This window comes from Massilia sp. Dwa41.01b (assembly GCF_014171775.1).
In the GTDB taxonomy this organism is placed as follows: domain Bacteria; phylum Pseudomonadota; class Gammaproteobacteria; order Burkholderiales; family Burkholderiaceae_D; genus Telluria.
On the sequence record NZ_CP050454.1, the window covers coordinates 3471300 to 3495486 of the forward strand.

17 protein-coding genes, 5 tRNA genes and 3 pseudogenes are annotated in these 24187 nt (G+C 66.3%); 8 read left to right on the forward strand and 17 right to left on the reverse strand.

What is annotated here, in order from left to right; all coding sequences use genetic code 11:
* Nucleotides 1–35 precede the first annotated feature (35 nt).
* From G4G28_RS15885 to G4G28_RS26545, 3 genes and pseudogenes are all read right to left on the reverse strand, one after another.
* Nucleotides 36–611 carry an elongation factor P gene (locus tag G4G28_RS15885; protein ID WP_136218665.1) on the reverse strand — a complete coding sequence of 192 codons (576 nt, stop codon included), beginning with the start codon at nt 609–611 and terminating at the stop codon, nt 36–38.
* A gap of 68 nt (nt 612–679) precedes the next feature.
* Nucleotides 680–1845 (reverse strand): annotated as a pseudogene (gene earP, locus G4G28_RS15890) (elongation factor P maturation arginine rhamnosyltransferase EarP).
* A gap of 313 nt (nt 1846–2158) precedes the next feature.
* On the reverse strand, nt 2159–2827 hold the full coding sequence (locus tag G4G28_RS26545; protein ID WP_229425123.1) for a hypothetical protein: 669 nt from the start codon (nt 2825–2827) through the stop codon (nt 2159–2161).
* On the opposite strand from G4G28_RS26545, the gene G4G28_RS26550 reads away from it, so the two are divergent.
* The 3 genes from G4G28_RS26550 to G4G28_RS15905 all read left to right on the forward strand — a co-directional run bounded on the left by G4G28_RS26550 (nt 2813) and on the right by G4G28_RS15905 (nt 5439).
* Nucleotides 2813–3166 (forward strand): hypothetical protein, encoded by a 354-nt coding sequence (locus G4G28_RS26550; protein ID WP_229425124.1) that lies wholly within the window; start codon nt 2813–2815, stop codon nt 3164–3166. The genes G4G28_RS26545 and G4G28_RS26550 overlap by 15 nt on opposite strands.
* Nucleotides 3167–3249: 83 nt before the next feature.
* Entirely contained in the window at nt 3250–3501 is a 252-nt protein-coding gene (locus G4G28_RS15900) for a hypothetical protein (RefSeq protein ID WP_182989005.1), read from the forward strand.
* Nucleotides 3502–3708: 207 nt separating this feature from the next.
* Nucleotides 3709–5439, forward strand: coding sequence for a S8 family serine peptidase (locus G4G28_RS15905; RefSeq protein ID WP_229425125.1), 1731 nt, complete (start codon nt 3709–3711; stop codon nt 5437–5439).
* A gap of 450 nt (nt 5440–5889) precedes the next feature.
* Here G4G28_RS15905 and G4G28_RS15910 read toward each other — a convergent pair.
* From G4G28_RS15910 to apbC, 14 genes and pseudogenes are all read right to left on the reverse strand, one after another.
* Nucleotides 5890–5965, reverse strand: a tRNA-Glu gene (locus G4G28_RS15910).
* 44 nt (nt 5966–6009) lie between these two features.
* A tRNA-Glu gene (locus tag G4G28_RS15915) sits at nt 6010–6085 on the reverse strand.
* Between the two features lie 40 nt (nt 6086–6125).
* Nucleotides 6126–6201, reverse strand: a tRNA-Ala gene (locus G4G28_RS15920).
* Between the two features lie 86 nt (nt 6202–6287).
* Nucleotides 6288–6363, reverse strand: a tRNA-Glu gene (locus G4G28_RS15925).
* Nucleotides 6364–6390: 27 nt separating this feature from the next.
* A tRNA-Ala gene (locus G4G28_RS15930) sits at nt 6391–6466 on the reverse strand.
* 140 nt (nt 6467–6606) lie between these two features.
* The gene (gene gltX, locus G4G28_RS15935; protein WP_182989006.1) at nt 6607–8004 is read right to left on the reverse strand and encodes a glutamate--tRNA ligase; all 1398 of its coding nucleotides are present in this window, start codon (nt 8002–8004) and stop codon (nt 6607–6609) included.
* 276 nt (nt 8005–8280) lie between these two features.
* Nucleotides 8281–8865: an acyl carrier protein gene (locus G4G28_RS15940; protein ID WP_210283264.1), complete on the reverse strand. Its 585-nt coding sequence runs from the start codon at nt 8863–8865 to the stop codon at nt 8281–8283.
* Between the two features lie 112 nt (nt 8866–8977).
* Nucleotides 8978–9760 carry an acyl-CoA dehydrogenase family protein gene (locus tag G4G28_RS15945; protein WP_183107575.1) on the reverse strand — a complete coding sequence of 261 codons (783 nt, stop codon included), beginning with the start codon at nt 9758–9760 and terminating at the stop codon, nt 8978–8980.
* Between the two features lie 67 nt (nt 9761–9827).
* Nucleotides 9828–10157, reverse strand: a pseudogene (locus G4G28_RS29365) (acyl-CoA dehydrogenase family protein); the annotation flags it as partial.
* A complete protein-coding gene (locus tag G4G28_RS29370) occupies nt 10049–11869 on the reverse strand; it encodes a fatty acyl-AMP ligase (RefSeq protein WP_374039807.1) in 1821 nt (606 codons plus the stop codon). The pseudogene G4G28_RS29365 and the gene G4G28_RS29370, both read right to left, overlap by 109 nt.
* Nucleotides 11826–13277, reverse strand: a pseudogene (locus tag G4G28_RS26560) (aminotransferase class I/II-fold pyridoxal phosphate-dependent enzyme); the annotation flags it as partial. The pseudogene G4G28_RS26560 and the gene G4G28_RS29370, both read right to left, overlap by 44 nt.
* Before the next feature lie 156 nt (nt 13278–13433).
* On the reverse strand, nt 13434–15797 hold the full coding sequence (locus tag G4G28_RS15960; RefSeq protein WP_229507678.1) for a diguanylate cyclase domain-containing protein: 2364 nt from the start codon (nt 15795–15797) through the stop codon (nt 13434–13436).
* Nucleotides 15798–16126: 329 nt separating this feature from the next.
* A complete protein-coding gene (locus G4G28_RS15965; protein WP_183107577.1) occupies nt 16127–17146 on the reverse strand; it encodes an RNA methyltransferase in 1020 nt (339 codons plus the stop codon).
* Nucleotides 17147–17162: 16 nt separating this feature from the next.
* Nucleotides 17163–18251 carry an iron-sulfur cluster carrier protein ApbC gene (gene apbC, locus G4G28_RS15970; protein WP_182989009.1) on the reverse strand — a complete coding sequence of 363 codons (1089 nt, stop codon included), beginning with the start codon at nt 18249–18251 and terminating at the stop codon, nt 17163–17165.
* A 144-nt stretch (nt 18252–18395) separates the two neighbouring features.
* Here apbC and metG point away from each other — a divergent pair, with 144 nt between their 5' ends.
* From metG to panC, 5 genes are all read left to right on the forward strand, one after another.
* Complete coding sequence (metG, locus tag G4G28_RS15975) at nt 18396–20546, forward strand: methionine--tRNA ligase (RefSeq protein WP_182989010.1); 2151 nt, start codon at nt 18396–18398, stop codon at nt 20544–20546.
* A 201-nt stretch (nt 20547–20747) separates the two neighbouring features.
* Entirely contained in the window at nt 20748–22064 is a 1317-nt protein-coding gene (locus G4G28_RS15980) for a hypothetical protein (RefSeq protein WP_182989011.1), read from the forward strand.
* A gap of 73 nt (nt 22065–22137) precedes the next feature.
* Nucleotides 22138–22338 (forward strand): DUF3460 family protein, encoded by a 201-nt coding sequence (locus G4G28_RS15985; protein WP_182989012.1) that lies wholly within the window; start codon nt 22138–22140, stop codon nt 22336–22338.
* Between the two features lie 12 nt (nt 22339–22350).
* Complete coding sequence (locus G4G28_RS15990) at nt 22351–23277, forward strand: ScpA family protein (RefSeq protein ID WP_182989013.1); 927 nt, start codon at nt 22351–22353, stop codon at nt 23275–23277.
* 41 nt (nt 23278–23318) lie between these two features.
* Nucleotides 23319–24158, forward strand: coding sequence for a pantoate--beta-alanine ligase (gene panC, locus G4G28_RS15995; protein WP_182989014.1), 840 nt, complete (start codon nt 23319–23321; stop codon nt 24156–24158).
* Nucleotides 24159–24187: the final 29 nt, after the last annotated feature.

The following is a 24187-nucleotide window of genomic DNA, read 5'->3' on the forward strand; positions in this document are numbered from 1 at the left end:
GGCAGCGTTTTTTGTACAACGCAAGCAGGTGTCGATCAGTTACGGACGACGCGCTTGTATTCGTTGGTGCGGGTGTCGATCTCGATGGTGTCATCCTGGCTCACGAACAGCGGCACCATGACGATGTGCTGGTGGGCTTCGATGGCGTTCTCGATCTTGGCTTCCTTCAGGACGTTGCCCGAAGTATTGCCTTTGACCGCAGGCTCCGAGTAGACGACCTGGCGGGCGATCGTGGTCGGCAGTTCGACCGAGATGGCCTTGCCGTCGTAGAACACGGCTTCGCATTCCATACCGTCTTTCAGGTAGTGGAGCGCGTCGCCCAGGTTTTCTTCTTCGATTTCGAACTGGTTGTACTCTTCGTCCATGAAGACGTACAGCGGATCGGCGAAGTACGAGTAGGTTACCGGCTTCTTGTCGAGGACGACGACGTCGAACTTGTCATCGCCGCGGAACACGTTTTCCAGCGGTGCGTTGGTCAGAAGATTCTTCATCTTCCACTTGTAGGTGAAGCCCGTGCGGCTCGAGCCGTTGACATCGGAACGCAGGACGATAAAAGGCTTTTCATCAACCATGATGATGTTGCCGACACGGATCTCTTTTGCGGGTTTCATAAGATTAAAAGTAATCAAAAAAAGTGGTTGCAGTAACAGGGCATGATACCACGTAACGGGGGCCTTGCCTAACGAAGTGAGGAGGCGAAAGCAAGCAGGTTCGATGCGAGGTCGCCGTTTTCCAACATCTCGGCCTGCCATTCGGCTGCGCGTGCCTCAATCGCCGGCATCTCGGCCTTCAGCGCCGCCCACAAGCCGGGCCAGTCCGCGTCCGCGGCCGGGAGGGCGCTGTTCCAGCAGAGCGAGAACGCACGGGTTGCTGCCTGCGCAGCATAGCGGTCCAGGAAAGCGCGCAATTTCTTGTGGTGCAGGTTTTCATCCTGCGGATAGATATGCCAGACGAAGGGTTTGCCAGCCCACTGGGCGCGCACCCATGAGTCTTCCCCGCGCACGAAGTTCAGGTCGCAGGACCACAGGAGACGGTCGTAGTCGGGCTGCGACACGAAAGGCAGCACGCGCACGGTCAGCGCGCCGCGGGTGGCGACCGCGCCGGCCTCTGCCGCGGTTCCGAGGAAGTCCTCGACGGCGGCGCGCGCCACGCCCTCGGGCACCAGGCAGGTCAAGGCTCGCCCCCGGCCTGCCAGGCCGCGAACAGGGCGGCCACAGGGGCGTGCGGATAGCAGAACAGCGAAACCTTGAAGGCGTCCAGCTCGGCGGCGCCCAGGCCCAGGCGACCGAGAAACGCGCGCGCCGGCGCGGGCGTGGCCAGGAAGTCCTGGCGCAGGTCTTCCAGCGCGCCCTCGCGCAGCAGGCCGCCCGTCCTGTTCGTAAATCCCGGAAAGAAGAAGTGCTTGGTCAGCTTCAGGCGCGGATGCATCGAGGGCAGGCGGTGGCAGCCTTCGACCCACTCCTCGGCCGTCAAGCCTTCCAGGTTCAGCCAGACCGGGCGCGGCTCGCACCTGGCCATCGCCTCGATATAGCCAGGTGGAATGTCGCAGGCAAAGAATTCGATGACGATATCGGCCACGTCGCCTGGAGCGTAGCTGCCTTCCTGGCCTTGCCAATGGCGCACCACGACGCCGCCGACTTCCTGGCACGCGGCCGCGACGTCCACCTCCGGACAAATGCGGCGGAAGCTGGCCAGGTCGTCGACCCAGAGGGTGACGGCAAGGCCGTGCTCCGTGCACAACTGGCGTGCCAGGCGCCAGCAAATGCCGATGTCGCCATAGTTGTCGACGACCTTGCAGAAGATGGCGAGGGACAGCGGACGCGCTTCGAGGTGATGGGCAGACATGGTGGAGTTGGATAGGTGGCGTCGGCGGGCAAAGCCCTTCGAGGGGCCGGCACCGGCCGGCGGCAAGGGCGGGATTCTAACCGATCGGGCAGCGATCTTGCATGACGTCCATGGCTTGTCTTGAATATCGGCCGCGCGCGGCAGGGTTTTCCGGGCGCGGATTCCCGTTCATCTGCGTTAGCGCAAACCACACCAGCATATTGCGGAATGATCACCTGGAGGCTCAAACTTCGCCGCCGGCGTCCAGTCCAAATCCTACCTGCAGGGAGAGCGGACTCGGTCGTCCGCCCTGCACTGCGTCCGCTTTCCGACCTTACCGGGAGCGGGCGTCCACTTTCGCGGCCGCTTGCAGCGCGTGTAAGGGAAACGCAATCAGCCAGGCATGCCGTCGCGTGCGCGGGCTGGCGTCGTTGCCGGCTGCCGCACCCCAATGGAGGAGTCGAGCATGAATGAATTTCAGCAACCCGCAATTGGGCAAGCTCAGTACGCGCCGCAAAGCCTGTTCGGCGGCATGTTCGGTGCACCGCTCGGCGGCCTGATCGGCCGCGGCATCGGTGGCATCTTCGGCAACCCCAACCTGGGCAGCCGCATCGGCGAAGTGGCCGGCGGCATTGGTGGTGGCCTGTTGCCGTTCGGCGCAGACCCGTCCGCCATTGCTGCCCAGCCGCAGCAGCTGCAGCAGCTGCAACAGCTCCAGCAACTCCAGCAACTGCAACAACTCCAGCAACTGCAACAGCAACAGCAGCAAGCCCAGCTTGGCCAGCTGACGCCGCAAGGCGGCTTCTTTGGCGGCCTGATCAGCCAGTTCGGCAAACCTGCCGGCAACCTGATCGGCAACCTGGCCGGAAGCGGGACGCTGGGCAATATTATCGGCAGCGGCCTGTCCGGTCTGGGCAGCCTGCTGCCCTTCTCGGCCGATCCGCAAGGTGGCCAGGGCGCGGTAGTGCAGCAACTGCAGCAACTCCAGGTGCAACAGCAGCAATTACTGCAGGCGCTGCAACAGATCCAGCAGCAGGCAGCGGTGCTGCAGCAACAGCTGACGCAGCAACAGGTCAGCCAGCAACCGCTCGGCCAGCAACAGGGGCAGGGCCAGGTGGCGCCCCAGGGCTGGCTGGGCAACATGATCGGCAAGGTTGCGGGCCCAGCCGGCGGCTGGATCGGCAGCCAGTTCGGCCACCAGCAGCTGGGCAGGACGATCGGCGACTATGCCGGCCAGCTGGGCGGCATGCTGCCGTTCTCGGTTGACCCATGGAGCGCCTACGCCCAGCAGGTACAGCAAGCCCAGCTGGCGCAACTGGCGGGCCAGCAGACGGTCCACTGACCGGGCGCGATCCGCATTGTCCGGCCTCCTGCCGGCAACCAGCCTTCCCGCCGCCGGCGGGGAGGCTTCAATGGAGAACATTCATGCCAGTTTCCGCTACCACAGGCCCCGGCAGCCGCTACATCGTGCGTGCGGCGGGCGACGATGGCGCCCTTGCGCGCTTCCTCGACAGCATCGGCGCCGATCCGGCGCTGCACGTTCTCGAGACCATCGGCCCGGCCGCGGCGCCCCACACGCTCGTCGTCGAAGCCGATCCCGCCGCCATCGACCAGCTCAGGCAACGCACGCTCAACCAGTTGATGATCGAACCGGACCGCCCGCTGTCGCTGTTCTGACGCGCCTGGCCCACCCATCGAAAGGACAAGCATCATGCCCAAGAATCCCCAAGGCGGCCCCGGCGATCCGCAAGACCGGAGCGGCCAGCCGCCAGACGGCGCCGACAGGCTCGGCGACGGAGCCACTGCCCCCACCGCTGCCGCCGCCGCCGCCGCCGCCGCCGAGCAGCGTGGCCGCCCGGTGGCCGAACGCAAGAAGAAATACCGGTGGCGCCACGCCAGCCCGCGGTCCTGGGGGCCTTTGGCCTCTCCGGCGCCGGCCTGCCTCCCCTGCCCCTGGCCGCCGTCGAGCGGGCCCTGCGTGCCACACCCGAAATCGAGGTGGTCGACACTATCGGCACCCGGGGCAGCGTGGCGACCGCTGGACTCGACGGCGGCAGCGAGGGCATCCTGGTCGCACGCATGACCGATCGCCAGGCTGGAGAACTGCACCAGCGCGGCGGCGGCCGGCTGCTCGTCGAGCGCGACCAGCACCTGCACCTGCTCGATCCGATGCTGCGCCGTCCTGACCTGGTCAGCTCGCTCACGCCCTACACCGGCGCGGCGACCGAGGTCGCCATCACCGTGCTCGGCAGGGACGGCGCGCCGCTGGCCGACGCCGAGGTCTCGCTGTTCGGCGGCATGCTCCCGGCTGCGGCTGTTACCGACGCCAGCGGCACCGCACACATCCGCATGTATGGCGACGACCCGCGCGCGATCAGCGGGCTGTACGTGAAGCCCCGTGCCGACTACTGGAGCTTCTTCCAGCGCGATCCCGAGCTCGACCCGAACCAGGCCAACATCGTGGCGCTGCATCCGCTGTCCGAATCGCCGGCCTTGCAGAATTTCCCGCGCCAGCAAGCACTCGGCTGGGGCGCGCGCGCCATGCGCCTGGACGCCGTCCCGCCCCAGTTGCGCGGCCAGGGCGTAAAAATCGCTGTCATCGATTCCGGTGCGGCCACCAGCCACGCCAACCTGGCGCGCATACGCAACGGTTTCGACATCATCAACAAGCGCACCGACCCCGGCACCTGGACCGAGGACACCCTCGGGCATGGGTCGCACTGCGCAGGCGTGATCGGGGCGGCCGATATCGCCTGGGGCATTCGCGGTTTTGCGCCCGATGCCGAAATCCATGTCTGCAAACTCTTCCCCGGCGGCCAGGTCAGCCAGTTGATCGAAGCGCTGGAGTATTGCATCGAGCAGGGGATCGACGTCGTCAATATGAGCCTCGGTGGCGGCGCGCCCTCGGAGGCACTCGAACGGCAAATTGCGCGCGCCAAGGCGGCTGGCGTCGCCTGCATCGCCGCTGCCGGCAATTCCGGCGGTCCCGTCCAATATCCCGCCGCCTCGCCCAACGTGCTGGCGGTGGCTGCCATCGGCAAGCTCGGTGAATTCCCACCCGACAGCTATCACACCGAAACCCTCAGCTCCGATGTCGACGGGCTGGGCTATTTCACCGCGAAATTCAGCTGCTTCGGTCCGCAAGTGGACGTGTGTGCGCCCGGCGTGGCGATTGTCTCGTCGGTGCCTCCGAATAATTTTGCGGCCTGGGACGGTACCTCGATGGCGGCGCCGCATATAACCGGCCTGGCGGCACTCATTCTTGCGCACCGGCCGGAATTCCAGGGGCTGGGCGGCATGCGTTCACCCGAGCGGGTGGAACGCCTGTTCCAGTTCATTCGCCTGAGCGCGCGGCGGGTCACGCTGGCCGATCCGACACACATCGGGAGCGGCATGCCCGATGCGCTGGCGGCACTCGGTTTGTCGTCAGCGCCCAGCCCGCAGCTTGGCGCCTGGCAGCCGATGTTCGGTGAACTGGTGGGCGTCGGCAACGGCAACGGCGGTCGTGCGCCGCTCTATGCGGGGACGAATCCCTATCTGCTCGGCACTGCTCTGGCGACGCAGGGCTTGCAGCTGGGTCTTCCGCCTGGCGGCATGGGACTGTCTGGCTGGTGAGTTTGGCGGCTGGGGCGCGAGCGTGCACGCGCGCCTGGCGGTGCGCGAGCACGTTCGCGTGGCCGTGCGCGTGCACCTTCGCGTCGCCGTGCGCAAGCACCGCCACTGAACTGACATTGACACAGGGGGATGCCCATGCACGATGCCGGCACGAACGGCAGCCCTGGCTGACGCTGGTGCCGTATGCCGATCCCCCACGCGTGCGAGCGATGGCAAGGTCACGACGAGGACGAGGACGAGGAAACGCGTAACGGCGAGCGGGGGAAGATGCGTGCGCTACGGCGAATGCGCGAAGTCGAATGAGCGACGTCGAATGCGCGGAGACGAGTGCGCGAAGTCGCATGCGCGGAGACGAGTGCGCAAGGACGAACAGGCAAATAAGCGAGCAGGCGAAGACGAGCTGGACGGCAAAAAGCAAAAAACCGCTCGAAGGCGGCTTTTTGCTTTGACTGGCGTCCCCACGGGGATTCGAACCCCGGTACTCACCGTGAAAGGGTGATGTCCTAGGCCTCTAGACGATGGGGACCTAAAACTGTTTGCACTGCTCAGATACTGCTGCTGCCAAATTCTTGGCGTCCCCACGGGGATTCGAACCCCGGTACTCACCGTGAAAGGGTGATGTCCTAGGCCTCTAGACGATGGGGACCCTGGAACTACCGATACTACACATTGCGAATTCTTCTACGTGGTGGAGGTAAGCGGGATCGAACCGCTGACCTCTTGCATGCCATGCAAGCGCTCTCCCAGCTGAGCTATACCCCCCACGGGGAAACAACATCATACCATACTGCCTGTACTTCCACTACTGCTGCCGCTGGCGCAGCTTGGTGGCAAACCACTGCCAACCCTGGCGTCCCCACGGGGATTCGAACCCCGGTACTCACCGTGAAAGGGTGATGTCCTAGGCCTCTAGACGATGGGGACCCTGAACTACCGAACTACACTTCAACTTGGTGGAGGTAAGCGGGATCGAACCGCTGACCTCTTGCATGCCATGCAAGCGCTCTCCCAGCTGAGCTATACCCCCGTGCTGCTGAAGTGCGAGCATTATAGCGGGGGTTCTTGCATTACGCAAATACCGATTTGACGATCATCATGCGAACCGCAAACGGTGCCACACAAGCGGCATCACCAATGGAAATCAACAGCCGGATTCCGATCCCCCAGTCACAGGCCCTTTGCCACGCGCGCCAGTACGGTGTCGCGCCCGAACAGCTCGAGCACGGCATCGATGGCGGGCGTTTGCAGCTGGCCCGTGACGAGCAGGCGCAGCGGCATGGCGATCTGCGGCATCTTCAAGCCATTGGCCGCCAGCACTTCCTTGAGCATGGCTGCAATCGCCGCCTTGTTCCACTCGACCGTCTGGCAGCGCTCGGCAAACTGGGCCAGCGCCGGACGCACGGCGTCGGTGAGGTGCTGGGTCATGAGGGCCGCGTCCGGCTGCGGCTGGCGATAGAACAGCATCGCAGCGTCCGCCAGCTCGTTGATGGTGTTGGCGCGATCCTTGACCAGGGCGAGTACGGCCGGCAGCGCCGGCGCGCCGTCGAACTGCGCGCCCTCCATCTTGGTGCGTACCAGGCCGGCCAGGCGCTCGTTGTCGGCCGCCTTGATGTAGTGGTTGTTCAGCCAGGCCAGCTTTTCCGGATTGAACTGGGCGGCCGAGGCCGTCAAATGCTCGAGGTTGAACCACCCGGTGAACTGTTCCATCGAGAAGATCTCGTCGTCGCCGTGGCTCCAGCCCAGGCGCGCCAGGTAGTTCAGCATCGCTTCCGGCAGGTAGCCCTGCTCCGGGTATTGCATCACGCTGACCGCGCCATGGCGCTTCGACAATTTCTGGCCGTCCGGGCCGAGGATCATCGGCAGGTGACCGTACTCCGGCAGCTCGGCGCCCAGCGCGCGCAGGATATTGATCTGGCGTGGGGTGTTGTTGACGTGGTCGTCGCCGCGCAGCACGTGCGTGATCTTCATGTCCCAGTCGTCCACGGATACGCAGAAGTTGTAGGTCGGCGTGCCGTCAGGGCGGGCAATGATCAGGTCGTCGAGTTCCTTGTTGGCGATCGTGATCGGGCCCTTGACGACGTCGTTCCAGGTGACTTCGCCATCAAGCGGATTCTTGAAGCGCACGACGGGCTTGACGCCTTCGGGGACCGGCGGCAGGGTCTTGCCCGGCTCGGGACGCCAGGTGCCGTCGTAGCGCGGCTTTTCGCCAGCGGCACGCATGCGCTCGCGCATGGCCTCAACTTCTTCCGGCGAGCAATAGCACAGGTAAGCGGTGCCGGCTTCCAGCATGCCCTTGACGACCTCACGGTAGCGGTCCATGCGCTGCATCTGGTAGAACGGGCCTTCGTCGTGCGACAGACCCAGCCACTGCATGCCGTCCAGGATCGCCTGCACCGCTTCCGGCGTCGAACGCTCGAGGTCGGTGTCCTCGATACGCAGGATGAAGGTGCCGCCGAAGTGGCGGGCATAGGCCCAGGAATAGAGCGCGGTGCGCGCGCCGCCGAGGTGGAGGTAGCCGGTCGGGCTGGGGGCGAATCGGGTACGGACGGGGGTGCGGACGGTCATGGCGGAAAGCGGAATGATAAAACGGCTATTCTACCTCCATGCGCCCGCCACAGGCAGCGTCGACGTCGCGGCACATGGCGTCGGCGTGACTGCTGGCCGGCTGATTCTCGGCCTCGTTGAAGGTCGATCGCGGCACCGCGTTCGACCTGCCATCGCCCCGCCGGCTTGCGGTCCGGGCCTCTGGCAGCGCCCTCCCCGTTGCCACCGGCGCTCAGGATGCACTCCGACGTTCAGCCACTCGCCCAGCGCGCGTTCCGGCTGCGGCGTCGTATATCGTCAGCCCGGCGCCACGCCAACTGATTCTTCCACCAGCGCGCCCGGGCCGTCGCGCAGGCCGTCCACGTACTGCGCCAGCGCGCGCGCCGTGGGGTAGTCGTAGAGCAGCTCGGCGCTGACTGCCACACCACAGGCCGCTTCCAGTTCCAGCGCCAGCGGCACCGAAGCCAGCGAATCGATGCCGAGGTCGCCGAACGAGGTATCGGCATCGACCGCCGGCATCACCGCGTCGCCGGCGCCGCCTTCGCGGAACCATTTCAGAATGCAGCCCAGCACTCGCTCCAGGCTCGCTGCGGACACCTGTCCCGCAGCGTTGGCCGCTACCTGCCGTGATGCCTGTTCATGTCCGGCGGGCTCAAAAGATAGCGGCGACGGTGCTGCGACATCCTCCGCGCCGGGTTCAGCCCCCCGGTCCTGCTTCGTCACGCAGTTGGCAAATGGCGCGAGCATGGCCTCGTACTGACTGTCAGCCACAATCGGCGTCCGTTCGCGCGCCAGCATGGGGTCGATGCCTTGCGCTTCGCCGGGCGACACCGCGTCGCCGTCCCCGATGCTCGCCGCGTAGCCGGCAACCCGGGCCAGCACTGCCTCGGCCGCTGGACAGTTGCCTGCCTGCGCCGTTTCACTCTCGATGCGCCGGCGCAGGGCGTCCAGGCGCTGGCGTACCCAGTGCGCCGATTGCAGGGCGCCGCCGCGGTCAGCAGGGTCCAGGCCGCGAACTCGCCATTGCGTCCGTCCTGCCACTGCCCGGGGCTGGAGCAGGCAGCCTCTCCAGTTGCCGGGCAAGCGCGGGCGCGCCGAAGCGGCTGCCGACGGTATGCGCGAGGCGGTTGCCGGGCAGCCGCGCCAGCGCGCCAAGGTGGGCATACAGGACTTCGCTCGGCCCCTCGAGAATGCGCAGCGCACGGGCATCGCGCAGCAGTTGCGGCGCCAGGTTGTTCTCCAGGTAGCCGCGCCCGCCCAGCATCTGGACCAGGCGATCGGCACTTTCCCACAACAGTTCCGACAGCACGCACTTGGCTGCGCTGCAGGCATCGAGCGGCAGCGCCCCGCCCTCGTCGACCTGTGCCGCCAGAGCGGCGACGAGCGCCTCGCCCGCCGCGATGGCGCAGTCGAGCTCGTGCAAGTGCAGGCGCGTCGCAGGATTGTCGAGCAGCCGCCCTCCGGCCACCTCGCGCCGCGCGGCGTAGCGCGCCATCAGCTGGGCACAGCGTTTCATCGCGCCGACGCACAGCGCACCGATGCCGAGGCGGGCGAAGCCCATCGCGTCCTTGGCCACTTCCATGCCGCTGCCGGGCGCGCCCAGCACCTGCGCATCCGGCACGAACACGGACTCCAGGCGGACGGCGTTCTGGACGATGGCGCGCATGCCCATGGTGAGCGCTTCCGGCCCCTGGAGGAGCCCCGGCGCATCCTCCGGCACCAGCAGCGCGACCGTGCCCAGCGCCCTGCCCGCCGGGTCGAAGGCCCGGGCAAACACGGTCAGTCAGCACGCCGGCCCAGGAGGCCAGGCCGATCAGGTGCTTCTCGCCGCTGACGCGCCAGCCGCCATCCACCCGCAGCGCGCGGGTACCGATCGCGCGCGGGTTCGAACCCGCCTGGGGCTCACTCATCGCGAAGGCCGCCAGCTGGCGCCCGCCAGCGAGCAGCGGCAGCCAGCGCGCACGCAGCGCCAGCGGCGCATGACGCATCAGGGGACGCAAGCCGAGGCCGTTGTGCACGCCGACCAGGGTCGCCAGCGTCAGGTCGATCGCGGCCAGCTGCTGCATCACCCGCACCAGGTCGACGGTCGCCAGCGCCAGCCCGCCCGTCCCCAGCGGTGCCTGCAGGCCGAACAGGCCCTGTCGTGCGAAGTCGAGCAGCACATGCGGCGGCAGGCTGCGACGCTCGTCGGCCAGGCGCAAATCGAGGCGGCGCGGGGCGTACTCACGCAGCCAGCGGATCGCCGCGTCGGCGCGGCCGGCACTGCCTCCACCATGCGTGCTGCCGATATCGCCTGCGCCCGGTGCTCGCGCGGGGGCAGCAGGGGCAAGGCACCACCGAGCAGCAGCGCCTTGCAGCGGCCGCGCCGCAGCTTGCCGCTGGTCGTGCGCGGAAAGCCGCCCGGTGCGGCGAAGACCAGTGTATCCAGGGTCACGCCAATACCGTCGGTGACGGCTGCGCGGATGCGTCGCCCCAAAGCCGCCAGGTCGGCATGGCGCGCCAGCGTACGCGAGGCCTCGACCGCCAGCGCCAGCCGCTCGCGGCCCTCGCTCTCGACGGCGAAGGCTGCGCAGCTGTTCGGTGCCAGTTCCGGGAAGGCGCTTTCGACCAGCTCTTCGATATCCTGCGCGTGGAGCTTGCGCCCGTGGACGATGACGATGTCCTTGCGCCGCCCGGTGACGAACAGCTCGCCCTCGTGCAGGAAACCCAGGTCGCCGCTGCGCAGGTAGCGCATGCCGGGATCGACCGGGCCTGCGTCGGCGATACGCGCGCCGAACACGTCCTCGCTGTCCCGGGCTGGCCCGCGGTAGCCGCAAGCGACGCCCGGACCTGCGATCCATATTTCTCCAATTGCGCCTGGCGCCACGCGTCCACGGCGCAGCGGGTCGACGATCGCGACCTCCACGCCAGGCGCCGCGGGACCGCAGCTCACCAACACGCGCGCGCCATGGCCATCCCGGCCAGTCTCGCGCACCTCGCCCAGTTCGAGCGCGCTTGCTTCGAACGCGCGTATGCGCGGCTGCCTGGCGCGCGGCCCGCCGGCGACCAGCAGCGTCGCCTCGGCCATGCCATAGCAGGGAAACGGCGCGCCAGGACGCAGCCCGCAGCTTGAAAAGGCTGCCTGGAAGCGCTCGAGCGTGGCCGCACGCACTGGTTCGGCCCCGTTATAGAGTACCTCCAGGCTGGATAGGTCCAGGCCGCGCTTGCACTCCTCGCCCACCCGGCGCACACACAGGTCCCACGCGAAGTTCGGCGCACCGCTGCAGGTAGCGCGAAAGCGCGTGATCGCCTCCAGCCAGGCCCCTGGGCGGCGCAGGAAGGCGCCGGGCGCCATCAGTATCGAACGAAAGCCCAGCATCAGCGGCGCGCACACGCTGCCGATCAAGCCCATGTCGTGAAACAGCGGCAGCCAGCTGACCATCACGGTCGCCGGTCCGAAGCCGAAAGCGCTGCCGATCGCGCGCACGTTGGCATCGATATTCGCGTGGATGATCTCGACGCCCTTCGGCTGTCCGGTGGAGCCGGAGGTGTACTGGAGGAAGGCGACAGCGTCCACACATGCCGCAAACGTGGGAGGCGTCGCCCGGCCGCCGCAGGCTTCTTCGCGCAGCAGCGGCGTCGCACAGCGGGCGCGTTCGAGCGCGGCAGCCGTCGCTTGCTCGAGTTCGGGCGCGCATAACACCAGTGCAGGCGCGGCGTCCGCCAGCAGCGCCGCCAGGCGCGCGCCATCGCGCGGCCGATGCGCCGGCGCCGCCGGCACCGCCACCGCGCCGGCAAGCAGGCAGGCAGGCAAGGAAGGCGACGACGAAATCGATTCCCGACGGGTAGAGCAGCAGGACAGGCTCGCCGGGCTGCACGCGGTGGGCCAGGCGCGCCGCGAACGCATCCACCCGCGCGGTCAGCCCGGCATAGCTGATGTCCTCGACCTCGCCGCTCTCGCGCAGGAAGCTGTAGGCGACGCGTTGCGGCGTGCGCGCAGCGTGCAGGCGCAGTTGCCCCGGCAGCGTGCGACTGTGCGGCTCGCCCGATTCAGCCACGTGCACGCTCCCGCGCCACGGCTGGCGCGACGGTTCCACGCCCAGCGCCGCACCGGCGCCGCCGACGCTGGCACCGATCAGGCGCGCGCCGTGGCGCAGCTGCTCCGGCGTGTGCGCGGCCATGACCTGCAGGCGCAGGCGCGCGGCACCGAGCGGGACGCCGGGGAACTCGACCGCGTTGACGAACACGCCCGAGCGCGCCAGCGTGCGGCCCGCCAGGCGTGCCACCGATTCGCTGCCGATCCACAGCGGGACGATGGCCGACGGGATGCCGAGGCAGCGCATGCCGGTTTCGGCGAGGTGGGCACGCAGCGCGAGCGCATTGCGCAGCATGGCGGCGCGCAGCGTGTCGCCTTCGGCACCGGTGACGATGCGCAGCGCCGCCAGCACGCTGGCCGCCTGCAGCGGCGACAGGGCATTCGAGAACAGGTGAGGGCCTGCAAAAAGCTGCAGCTGGCGCTTGACCGCGCGCGAGGCGCTGGCGACAAAGCCTCCGTTCGACGCGAAGGTCTTCGAGAAAGCGCCCATCACGATGTCGACCTTGCCCAGCATGGACTGTTCGCCGACGCAGCCGCTGCCGCCCGGGCCGAGTGCTCCCGGGTCATGCGCCACGTCCACCAGCAGCGTGGCGCCGTATTCGCGGCACAGGTGCTGCATCAGCGGCAGGTCGGGCGCATCGGCATCCATGCTGAACAGGCCCTCGGTGACGACCAGGATGCCGTTCTCGGGATCGCGGGCGCGGATCGCGGCCAGCAGTTCGCGCACGTGGCCCGTGTCGAGGTGGCGATGCAGCAGCACGTTGCGGGTGGCGGCAGCGGCGCCCTGGCGCAGCGAGGCATGCGCCAGCTGGTCGATCACGACGTAGTCGCGGCCATTCACCAGCGCCGTGATGACCCCGAAGGCGGCGCCCCAGCCGGTCGGAAACAGGGTCACGTGTTCCTGCCGCAGCAGCGCGCCGAGCGCTTCCTCGAGCGCCAGCGAGTGGCGGCTGTTGCCAAGCAGGACAGCCGAGCCGGCGCTGTGCGGCCCGGATTCGTCCAGCGCGGCCATCGCGGCGGCGCGCACGGTCGGATGCGAGGCCAGCGACAGGTAATCCTGCGAGGCGAAGTTGATGCCATGCGTGGCCGGCAGGATGCCGCCCTCCTCGCACACGCTCGCCTCCGGCGCCGGCGCACCGTCCACCGCGCGGGCATACTGCCAGACACCGTGCCTGGTGCGCAGCTGGCACCAGGCATCGAGCGCTTCGGTACGGCGCATCAGGTCGGCACCGCGCGGCTGCGCGAACTGGGCGACGCTGCCGCGCAGCGCGCCGCAAGCGCCCAACTCGGCAATATCGTCGTCCCGCTCGAAGACCAGGGTTTCTTCGTGCACGGTACACCTCCTCGTTGACTGCTGATTGATCGGCAAGAACGTTCAGGCCGGGACGGGCGCCGCCAGCTGCTGCGCCTGGCGTGCCAGCAGCGCCCCGACCTGCTCGGGCGGCAGCGGACGGTGGAACAGGTAACCCTGGGCCTCGTCGCAGCGCATCGCGGCCAGGTCGGCCAGTTGTTCGGGCGTCTCGACCGACTCGGAAATCACTTTCAAGTCGAGCCGGTGCGCCATCGCCACGATCGCCTCGGCAATCGCATAGGAGCGCGTGCGCGGGCCCTGGCCGAGGCGGCGCACGAACAGGCCATCCATCTTGAGGATGTCCACGGGCAGCTCGGACAGGTAGTTCAGGCTGGAGTAGCCCGTGCCGAAGTCGTCGATCGAGACCAGCACCCCGGCCGCGCGCAATTCGCCCATGATGCGGCGGTTGGCCTCGAGATCCTCGATCAGGATGCCTTCGGTGATTTCGAGGTCGATGCAGCCGGCGGGCAGGCCGGTTGCGTCGACGATCTCCAGCACGCGCGCGGCGATGCCGGGGTGGCGCAGCTGGCGCGCCGACAGGTTCACGGCCGTCTTCACGCCCGGCAGGCCGGCATCGCGCCAGGCGCGGTTCTGGGCGCAGACGGTGCGCAGCACCCAGTCACCGATTGGGACGATCATCCCCGTCTCTTCGGCCAGCGGAATGAAGCGGCCCGGATCGATGCGCCCGTACACCGGATGCTGCCAGCGCAGCAGCGCCTCGACACCCTCGATGCGGCGCGTGGCCAGGTCGACCTGGGGCTGGTACTCGATATACAGTTGGCCACGCGCGAGCGCGTCGCGCAGGCCGTTCTTCAGGGTCAGCCTTTCGTTATGCGGGGCGCAAGCCGCGCTCGAATACATGCGCACGCTGTTCTCGCCCCAGGCACGCGCGCTGCGCATGGCGATGTCGGCGCGCTTGAGCAGGGCATCGAGGTCGCAGTCCTCGGCCGGGTACAGCGCCACGCCGACCGACAGCGTGACGAAACAGTCGCGTCCGCCGGTGGCGAGCGGCAGCCCGAAGCGGTCGAGGACTTTCTCCGCCACCTGGCGCGCGTCGCCCTCGTCGGCCAGGTCTTCGAGCAGCGCGACGAATTCGTCGCCGCTCCAGCGCGCCACGGTGTCGCAGTCGCGCAGGCAAGCGCGGATGATGGCGCCGACCTGCACCAGCAAGGCGTCGCCGGCCTCGTAGCCGAGGGCATCGTTGACTTCCTTGAACTTGTTGATATTCAGGAGCAGCAGCGCGACCGGACGGGCATTGCGGTCGGCCCGGTCCATCGCATGGCGCAGGCGGTCGCGCAGCAGGCGCCGGTTGAGCAGGCCGGTGAGCTGGTCGCAGCCCACGCCGTCGAGCATGCGCCCGACGCTGGCGCCCAGGTCCTCGCGTTCGTCCAGTGCATCGGGCGCGCCGCCACGCAGGGCCAGCATTCCGGTGGCCTCGTCCTGGCCATGGCAGATCACGCGATTGCGCCCGCTCGACTTGGCGAGATACAGCGCCTCGTCGGCGCGGCCGACGGCCAGGCCGATCGCCTCGCCCATCTGGTACTGGGCCACGCCGATCGACACCGTCAGCGCGATCTCGCTGCCGCCCTCGACGCAGCGCAGGTTCTCGATCGCCACGCGCACGCGCTCGGCCAGCACCGGGGCCTCGGCCGGACCGGTTTCGGGCAGCATCAGGAGGAATTCCTCGCCGCCGTAGCGGCCGAAACTGTCGCTGGCGCGCACGTGCGCCTGCACGACCCCGGCAAAGGCGCGCAATACGGTGTCGCCCGCGCTGTGGCCCCAGGTGTCGTTGATGCGTTTGAAAAAATCGATGTCGAGCAGGCACAGGCAGAACGGACGGCCGCTCCTGTCGCTGCGTTCCTTTTCATGTTCGATCAGGCGCATCAGGTAGCGCCGGTTGTGGCTGCCGGTGAGCTCGTCGCGGATCGCCAGCTCGTTGATCGTTCCCAGCGCCTGCTCCAGCTTGACGAAGCCCTGGGTCTTGGACAGCTCGAACAGCAGCGCGAACACCAGCACCACCACGAACAGGCCCAGATGGCAGACCAGGTACAAGAGCGCCATGTCCGAGACCGGATGGGCCGGCAGGGCCGCCGCCGGCAGCGAATACAGCACGCCGGCCGCGCCGCAGCTGAGCGCCAGCCAGAACAGGGCGCTGGCCAGGTCGCCGAGGAACATCGCCACCAGCGGCGCGGTGATCAGCCAGCTGGCGGTGGGCGCGCTGATCCCGCCCAGGTGGAAGCTGAGCCAGCTGAAATTGAAGAACAACGCGCACAGGAACAGTTCGCGCGCGGCCCAGATGCTGCCGCTGGCGCGCAGCAGCATCGGAGCGGCGAGCATGAAGAGGCAGCAGGCGAGGATCTCGGCGGCGGCCGTGCCGAAGCCCAGCATCCCGTAGGCGAGCGCATAAAAGGCCCCGCGGTGCCGGCCAGCAGCGTCGCGTTGACGACGTTCTCGGCGCGGGTGCGGACCGCGGCCGGCCCTTGCAGGATGGCGGCTGGAATGAACCAATGAGTTGCAACCAGGTAACGGTCGCTCCATCGCGCGCAGGTGCTGTTCATATGTCCTTGGTACGGCTTGGCAGCCGCATGGCGAATGAGGTCAAACGCCAGTGTAAAAAGGAAATTTTTTACAGACTTTATTTTTAAACAGATTCAACGCGGAAAAACATGCGCGCAACGCTTGACAAACAAAACGGTCGAGTTGGCGTGGGAGAAACTTCAGGCCTGCTTCAGGACGATCATGCGGCCTGCGCGCGCGCGCAGCTGGCCGCAGCCGCCATCGACCTCCTGCCCGGCCGAATCGCGCAGCTTGGTCAGTACGCCGCGGCCATGCAGGTGGGCGGCGATCTCCCGCGCGCGCTCCCAGCTCGGGCGGCGGAAAGCGAGGCCATCGATCGTGTTGTAAGGGATCATGTTGAGGATGGCGTACTTGCCACGCAGGAGAGCGACGATATTGTCCAGCTCATCCTGGCCGTCGTTCACCCCTTCCAGCAGGGTCCACTGGTACTGGATCGGATACCCGGTCTGGCGCGCGTAGCGCTCGCCGAACGCAATCAGTTCCTGGGGCGACAGGCGCGGCGCACGCGGCAACAGTTCGGCGCGCAGTGCCGGCTTGGTGGTATGCAGGGACAAGGCCAGCGCCGGCTTCACGCGCCCGGCAAGCAGGCGCTCGAAGGCGCGCGGGTCGCCGACGGTCGAAAACACCAGGTTCTTGTGGGCGATATTGCCCTCGATGCCCAGCAGTTCGATGGCCTCGAGCACATTGTCGAGGTTATGGGCCGGTTCGCCCATGCCCATGAAAACCACTTTCCTCACGGGCCGCAGGCGCCGCGCCAGTACCACCTGGGCGACGATCTCGCCGCTGGTCACTTGCCGCAGCAGCCCGTCGCGCCCGGTCATGCAGAACTGGCAGCCGACCGCGCAGCCCACCTGGCTCGAGACGCACACGCCATCGCGCGGCAGCAGCACGGTTTCGACCGCCTGCCCGTCGGCGAGGCCTACCAGCAACCGGGCCGAGCCGTCCGCAGCCGGATGCTCGCTGAGCACGCGCGCCAGATCAGCCAGTTCCAGGTCGAGCGCGGGCAAGGCCTCGCGCACCGCCTTCGGCAGGTAATCCGCGGGGCGGCGCCGGCCGCGATCGTGCGGCGCGCCCTGCACCCAGTCGCGCAGTACGCGCGCCCCGTGCTCCGGCAGCGCGCCCAGGCTTGCCAGCCGTGCGCGGATCGCCTCGATGCGCATGGACTGGCGACCTGCGTCAGTCGTTCTTGACGACGATGCTCGGGAACTTCGCCGACATGTCCTTTACGCGCTCGGCCACCTTGACCGCCACCTTGCGCGCGATCTCCTTGTAGACGGCGGCTACGGCGCCGTCTGGATCGGCGACCACGGTCGGGCGGCCGGAATCGGTCTGCTCGCGGATCGACATCGTCAGCGGCAGCGCGCCGAGGAAGTCGACGCCGAAATCCGCGCACATCTTCTCGCCGCCGCCGTGACCGAAGATCGCCTCGTTGTGGCCGCAGTGCGAGCAGATATGGGTGCTCATGTTCTCGACCACACCGATGATCGGAATGCCGACCTTCTCGAACATCTTGAGGCCCTTACGCGCGTCGAGCAGCGCGATGTCCTGCGGCGTGGTGACGATCACGGCGCCGGTAACCGGCACCTTTTGCGACAGGGTCAGCTGGATGTCGCCGGTGCCCGGCGGCATGTCGACGATCAGGTAATCGAGGTCGCGCCAGTTGGTTTGCTCGAGCAATTGCTGCAGCGCCTGGGTTACCATCGGGCCGCGCCAGACCATCGGCTCGTCCGGATCGATCATGAAGCCGATCGAGGACACTTGCACGCCATGGTTTTCCAGCGGCTCCATGGTCTTGCCGTCCAGGCTCTCCGGGCGTGCATTAATGCCGAGCATCATCGGCTGCGAGGGGCCGTAGATGTCCGCGTCGAGCACGCCGACACTGGCGCCCTCGGCGGCCAGGGCCAGGGCCAGGTTCACCGCCGTGGTCGACTTGCCGACGCCGCCCTTGCCGGAAGCGACCGCGATGATGTTCTTCACGTTCGGCATCACTTTCAGGCCGCGCTGCACCGCGTGCGAGACGATCTTGACCTGGACGCCGACGCTGACATTACCTACGCCGGGCAGCGCCTTGACCGCATTCACGGCGGCAGTGCGCAGCGAAGCGACCTGGCTTTTCGCCGGATAACCCAGCTCCAGGTCGAGGGCGACGTCTGGCCCCGTCACCTGGACGTTCTTGACCGATTTCGAGGACACGAAGTCCTTGCCCGTATTAGGATCGATGACCTTTGCCAGTGCGGCCTTGACGTCGTCTGCAGTGATGCTCATGTGTTTCTCCAATGTGATGGGCGCAGTGTAGCAAAAATTGACGAATCGGCTCTTGCCCGAATGGCAAATGCCGGTAAGCGCAGATAGGTTCTTGGAGCCATCCGCTGGTAAAATGTTTTTTTCATCTAACTCATAGCGTCGACCATGACCCGCAAGCTGTTCGTCACCACCGCCCTGCCCTACGCCAACGCCGCCTTCCACATCGGTCACATGATGGAGTACATCCAGGCCGATATCTGGGTCCGCTTCCAGCGAATGCAGCGCGACGGAGACAAAGAGCGCCAGGTGCACTTCGTCTGCGCCGACGATACCCACGGCACGCCGATCATGATCGCCGCCGAAAAGGAAGGCCTGAGCCCGCAGGAATTCGTCGCCAGGATCGCCGCCGGCCGCCCACAGTACCTGGACGGCTTCCACATTGCCTTCGACAACTGGTACTCGACCGATTCGCCGGAAAACGTGGAACTCTCGCAGGGCATCTACCGCAAACTGGTTGATGCCGGCCTGATCGTCACGAAAACCGTCGACCGCTTCTTCGACCCGGTCAAGGGCATGTTCCTGGCCGACCGCAACATCAAGGGCGAATGCCCGAAATGCCACGCCAAGGACCAGTACGGCGACAACTGCGAAGTCTGCGGCGCCGCCTACCAGCCCACCGAACTGGTCAACCCGTATTCCGTCTTCACCGGCTCGACCCCGGTCCTGAAGCCTTCCGAGCAGTACTTCTTCAAGCTGTCCGACCCGCGCTGCTTCCACTTCCTGAAGGAGTGGCTGAACACCCCGGGCCGCCTGCAGCCGGAAATGGTGAACAAAGTGTCGGAGTGGTTGGGCGAATCCGGCGAAAAGCTGGCCGACTGGGATATTTCCCGTGACGCACCCTATTTCGGCATCCCGATTCCGGACGCGCCGGGCAAGTTCTTTTATGTGTGGCTGGATGCGCCGGTCGGTTACCTGGCGTCGCTGAAGAACTATTTTGAAAAACAGGGCCTCGATTTCGACGCCTTCCTGAAAGACCCGAACGCGGAGCAGGTGCACTTCATCGGCAAGGACATCGTCTCCTTCCACCTGCTGTTCTGGCCCGCAATGCTGAACTTCTCGGGCCACCCGATCATCGACAAGCTGCGCGTCGCCGTCCACGGCCACCTGACGGTCAACAACGAAAAGATGTCGAAGTCGCGCGGCACCGGCATTTCGCCGCTGCGCTACCTGGAACTGGGCATGAACCCGGAGTGGCTGCGCTATTACCTGGCCTTCAAGCTGAACGCGAAAGTGGAAGACCTGGACTTCAATGGCGACGATTTCGTGGCCCGCGTAAATAGCGACCTGATCGGCAAGTACGTCAACATCGCCAGCCGCTGCGCCGGTTTCATCACCAAGAAATTCGACGGCAAGCTGGCCGCGAACCTGTCGGAGTCGGCCCGCGGCTGGATCGCAAAGGCCTTGACGGTCGACGGTGTGGAACGCCAGGCAGGCATCGCCACCGCTTTCGAGGCCCGCGAATATGGCCGGGCGCTGCGCGAGATCATGGAAATCGCCGACGTCACCAACCAGTTCGTCGACGAGAACAAGCCCTGGCTGCTGGCCAAGGACGAGACCAGGGTGGCGGAACTGCACGAAGTCTGCACCGTCGCCCTGATCCTGTTCCGCCAGCTGACGATCATGCTCTCGCCGGTGCTGCCGCAAGTGGCTGCGCGTGTCGCGGAATTCCTCGGCGACGCAGGCTTCAGCTGGGCCGACACCCAGGGCGAGGCCGTGACGGGCGCCATGCTCGGCCGCACGATCGGCGCCTACAGTCACCTGATGCAGCGCGTGGATGCCAAGATGGTCGAAAACCTGTTCGACAAGCCGGCTCCGGCGGGCCCTGCCGCCGTCGTGACCAGCGCCGGCCTGGCCGAAGCCGCCCTGGCCCCGGAGCAATCCGCGACCGAAGCGGCCGATATCGAAGAACTCGCACCCGAAATCTCGATCGACGACTTCACGAAGATCGACCTGCGCGTGGCCCGCATCGTCAACTGCGAACACGTCGAAGGCGCCGGCAAGCTGCTGCGCCTGACGCTGGACGTTGGCGAAGGCCGCCACCGCAACGTGTTCTCGGGCATCAAGTCGGCCTACAAGCCGGAAGACCTGGTCGGCAAGCTGACCGTGATGGTGGCCAACCTGGCGCCACGCAAGATGAAGTTCGGCGTTTCGGAGGGCATGGTGCTGTGCGCATCGAGCGCCGACGAGAAGGCGAACCCGGGCCTGTACCTGCTTGATCCGATGCCGGGCGCCACCCCGGGTATGCGTATCAGGTAAGCAAGACTTCGCAGGGTGCGCACGCCATTCGATGCCTGGCGCGCCCCGAAACCTGCCGCCACCGCCCCTCGATAGCGTTCCAGGGGCGCGCGGCGGCGTTATAATGCCGTTTTTTTGAAGAAACATCGCAGCCAGGAATGTCAGCGGATGTGTCGCACGCTCCCGGATGCTCCTTCAAACCCCTTGTTAGGCAGATAATAAATGACCGAATTGACTCCCCTCCGCCACATCCCTACCGCCAATGTCTTCCGCAAGGGCGACGTCTTCGTCCTGTTCGGCGAGCTGTTCGGCCGTGGCTATGTCAACGGCCTGATCGATGAGGCGCGCAAGTCGGGCATGACCATCGTCGGCATCACCGTCGGCCGCCGCGACGAGACCGGCGCCCTGCGCGCCCTGACTCTTGAAGAACACCAGGAAGCCGAGGAAAAGCTGGGCGGACGCATCATCAATGTGCCGCTGATGGCCGGTTTCGACATGGATGCGCCGGAGGGCGAGCAGAATCCAACGGAAATGCTCTCGGGTATCACCCTGAAGAGCTGGCAGGAAGACAAGCTGGACTGGGAAAAGATCGAGCGCTGCCGCGAAGCCGGCGTGCGCCGCTTCACCACCAACGCCGCCCAGGTGATGGGCGAGATCGACAAGCTGATCCCGGAAGGCGCGAACGTCTTCTTCGCCCACACGATGGCCGGTGGCATCCCGAAGATCAAGGCCTTCCTGGCCATTGCCAACCGCATCTACAAAGGCCGCGGCGACCGCTTCATGTCTTCGCGCGCCCTGTTGGAGAGCGACCTGGGCAAGCTGATCCTGATGAACTTCGACGAAGTCACCGCCAACACGCTGAAATACCTGATCGACGCCTCGAGCACGATCCGTGAACGCGTGACGAAAGCCGGCGGCGAAGTGCGCTACACGGCCTACGGCTACCACGGCACCGAGATCCTGATCGGCGGCAAGTACCAGTGGCAGACCTATACCAACTACACCCAGGGCTACGCCAAGATGCGCCTGGAAAGCGTGGCCCAGGCGGCCTGGAACCAGGGTATTGCCGCGACGGTCTTCAACTGCCCGGAAATCCGCACCAACTCGTCGGACATTTTCGTCGGCGTCGAACTGTCGCTGTTCCCCTTGCTCACCGCGCTCAAGCGCGAAGGCGGCGGAGAATGGGCTGAGAAACAATGGGCAATCTGCCAGGAGCTTTTAGGCGAAGGCACATCGCTGCAGTCGCTGCTCGACACCATCGAGAAATACAACAACGATGCGACCAGCGCCCACTTCCGCAATTTCGAAGCCTGGCCGATGGACAACACGCCCGAGCTGGCCGACGTGATGATCGGTACCTCGGAAGAGATCACCGCCCTGCACAAGGATCGCAAGGCCTTGATCACCGACCACCTGTCGGCCCTGGTGCTGGAAGGTGCCGGCCCGCTGATGTTCTATGGTGCATCCGAAAAGATTGCACCGGTTGTGTGGCTGAGCCACGACATCATCGCCCGTCAGCTCAACGCCCTGCATGCATAAACCTTGACGCCGGGACGGCTGGGCAGAACAATCTGCGTCGCCGTCCCGGCTTTACTTTTTCTTAGTCATTACAATGCCAAAATTCAGCGCTTACGTTTCCGACCACACCAAATTCATCGAGGAACTGAAGTCCAAAACGCCGGGCATGGAAGAGCGCCAGCAGGAAGGCCGTTCCCTGCTGTGGGACAAGGCCCCGATTTCGCTGGACGAACAGGAGCGCATCAAGCAATCGCGCCTGCGCCAGGGCGCCTATCCGTACCAGTCGAAGGTCTAAAGGACGGCAAGCATGCAGCCGGACCGGGCCGCGCAGGACGGGGCCGTGCAGGACGCGCCGGCTGATGCCGTGATCGACGATGCAGACCTGCCGGAGGACCAGGTGCCCGAGGGCGTGTCCGTTCCCGACTCCACTTCGCCCGACCTCGACGACATCGCCGCGGCAGCGATCGCGCGCCTGTATGGCGAGCCGCTGCTGCGCATGCCGAACGACCTGTACATTCCACCGGACGCGCTGGAAGTCTTCCTCGACGCCTTCGAAGGCCCGCTCGACCTGCTGCTGTACCTGATCCGCAAGCAGAACTTCAATATCCTCGATATTCCGATGGCGCAGGTGACCCTGCAATACCTGGAATATGTCGAGGAGATCCGGCGCAGCAACCTGGAGCTGGCGGCGGAATACCTGCTGATGGCGGCGATGCTGATCGAAATCAAATCGCGCATGCTGCTGCCGCGGCGCCAGGACGACCTCGTCGAGGATGTCGGCGACCCGCGTGCCGAACTCGTGCGCCGCCTGCTGGAATACGAGCAGATCAAGCTGGCCGCCCTGCAGCTGGGCGCCTTGCCGCAGGAAGGACGTGATTTCCAGCGCCCTTCGCTGCCCGTCGAGCAAGGCCTGGCGCCGCTGTTGCCCCAGGTCGAACCGCAGGATCTGCAGCGTGCCTGGCTGGACGTCGTGCGGCGCGCGCGCCTGACCCAGCACCACCGCATCGGACGCCAGGAATTGTCGGTGCGCGAGCACATGTCGGCCATCCTGCGCACGCTGCAGTCGCAACGCTTCGTCGAGTTCGGTGAACTCTTCGCCGGCCAGGGCTCGGTGCCGATCGTCGTCGTGCACTTCGTCGCCCTGCTCGAACTGGCCAAGGAAACGCTGGTTGAAATTACCCAGGCGGAACCGTTCGCACCGATTTACGTGAGGCTGGCATACTCGCCGGCATAAGCCCGCGCCTTGCCGCCTCCTCACCCTACCGTATCCATATCATGAAAATCATCTCGACCATTGACGAACTGCGCGACCAGCTGCGCGGCCAACTGCGCACCGCCTTCGTGCCGACGATGGGCAACCTGCACGAGGGCCACCTGTCGCTGATGCGCCTGGCGCGCAAGCATGGCGACCCCGTGGTCGCTTCGATCTTCGTCAACCGCCTGCAATTCGGTCCGAACGAGGACTTCGACAAGTACCCGCGTACCTTCCAGGCCGACGTCGAGAAACTGGAAAAGGAAGGCGTCTATGTGCTGTTCGCGCCGACCGAGCGCGACCTGTATCCGGAACCCCAGGAATACCGCGTGCAGCCGCCGGACACCCTCGGCAATACCCTCGAAGGCGAGTTCCGTCCAGGCTTCTTCAACGGCGTCTGCACGGTGGTGACGAAGCTGTTTTCCTGCGTGCAGCCGCGCGTGGCCGTGTTCGGCAAGAAGGATTACCAGCAGCTCATGATCGTCCGGAACATGGCGCGCCAGTTCGCCCTGCCGACCGAGATCATCGGCGCTGAAACCTGGCGCGCTGAAGACGGCCTGGCGCTGTCGTCGCGCAACATGTACCTGTCTCCCGAAGAACGCGCCGAGGCGCCGGCCCTGTACCAGGCGCTGAACTTCGTCGCCAATGAGATGCGCAACGGCCACCTCGACATCTTCTCGGTCGAGCGCGACGCCATGGCCCAGCTGGCCGCGCGCGGCTGGAAGCCGGACTATATTTCGATACGCAAGCGCGCCGACCTGCAAGCGCCGAACGCCGGCGACCTCGCCCAGGGCGCGCCGCTGGTGGTGCTGGCGGCGGCCAAGCTTGGTACCACGCGCCTGATCGACAACCTGGAAATCTGAGGCCGCGCCGACGAAGCAGCGTACCATTT

Coding starts and splice junctions, on each gene's coding strand:
- G4G28_RS15990 (WP_182989013.1), top strand. CDS start 22,351: ATGCAGCCGGACCGGGCCGCGCAGGACGGGGCCGTGCAGGACGCGCCG.
- G4G28_RS15885 (WP_136218665.1), bottom strand. CDS start 611: ATGAAACCCGCAAAAGAGATCCGTGTCGGCAACATCATCATGGTTGAT.
- G4G28_RS15965 (WP_183107577.1), bottom strand. CDS start 17,146: ATGCGCATCGAGGCGATCCGCGCACGGCTGGCAAGCCTGGGCGCGCTG.
- apbC (WP_182989009.1), bottom strand. CDS start 18,251: ATGAGCATCACTGCAGACGACGTCAAGGCCGCACTGGCAAAGGTCATC.
- G4G28_RS15960 (WP_229507678.1), bottom strand. CDS start 15,797: ATGCTGGGCTTCGGCACGGCCGCCGCCGAGATCCTCGCCTGCTGCCTC.
- G4G28_RS29370 (WP_374039807.1), bottom strand. CDS start 11,869: ATGCGTTCGCGGCGCGCCTGGCCCACCGCGTGCAGCCCGGCGAGCCTG.
- G4G28_RS15900 (WP_182989005.1), top strand. CDS start 3,250: ATGCCAGTTTCCGCTACCACAGGCCCCGGCAGCCGCTACATCGTGCGT.
- metG (WP_182989010.1), top strand. CDS start 18,396: ATGACCCGCAAGCTGTTCGTCACCACCGCCCTGCCCTACGCCAACGCC.
- panC (WP_182989014.1), top strand. CDS start 23,319: ATGAAAATCATCTCGACCATTGACGAACTGCGCGACCAGCTGCGCGGC.
- G4G28_RS15980 (WP_182989011.1), top strand. CDS start 20,748: ATGACCGAATTGACTCCCCTCCGCCACATCCCTACCGCCAATGTCTTC.
- gltX (WP_182989006.1), bottom strand. CDS start 8,004: ATGACCGTCCGCACCCCCGTCCGTACCCGATTCGCCCCCAGCCCGACC.
- G4G28_RS15985 (WP_182989012.1), top strand. CDS start 22,138: ATGCCAAAATTCAGCGCTTACGTTTCCGACCACACCAAATTCATCGAG.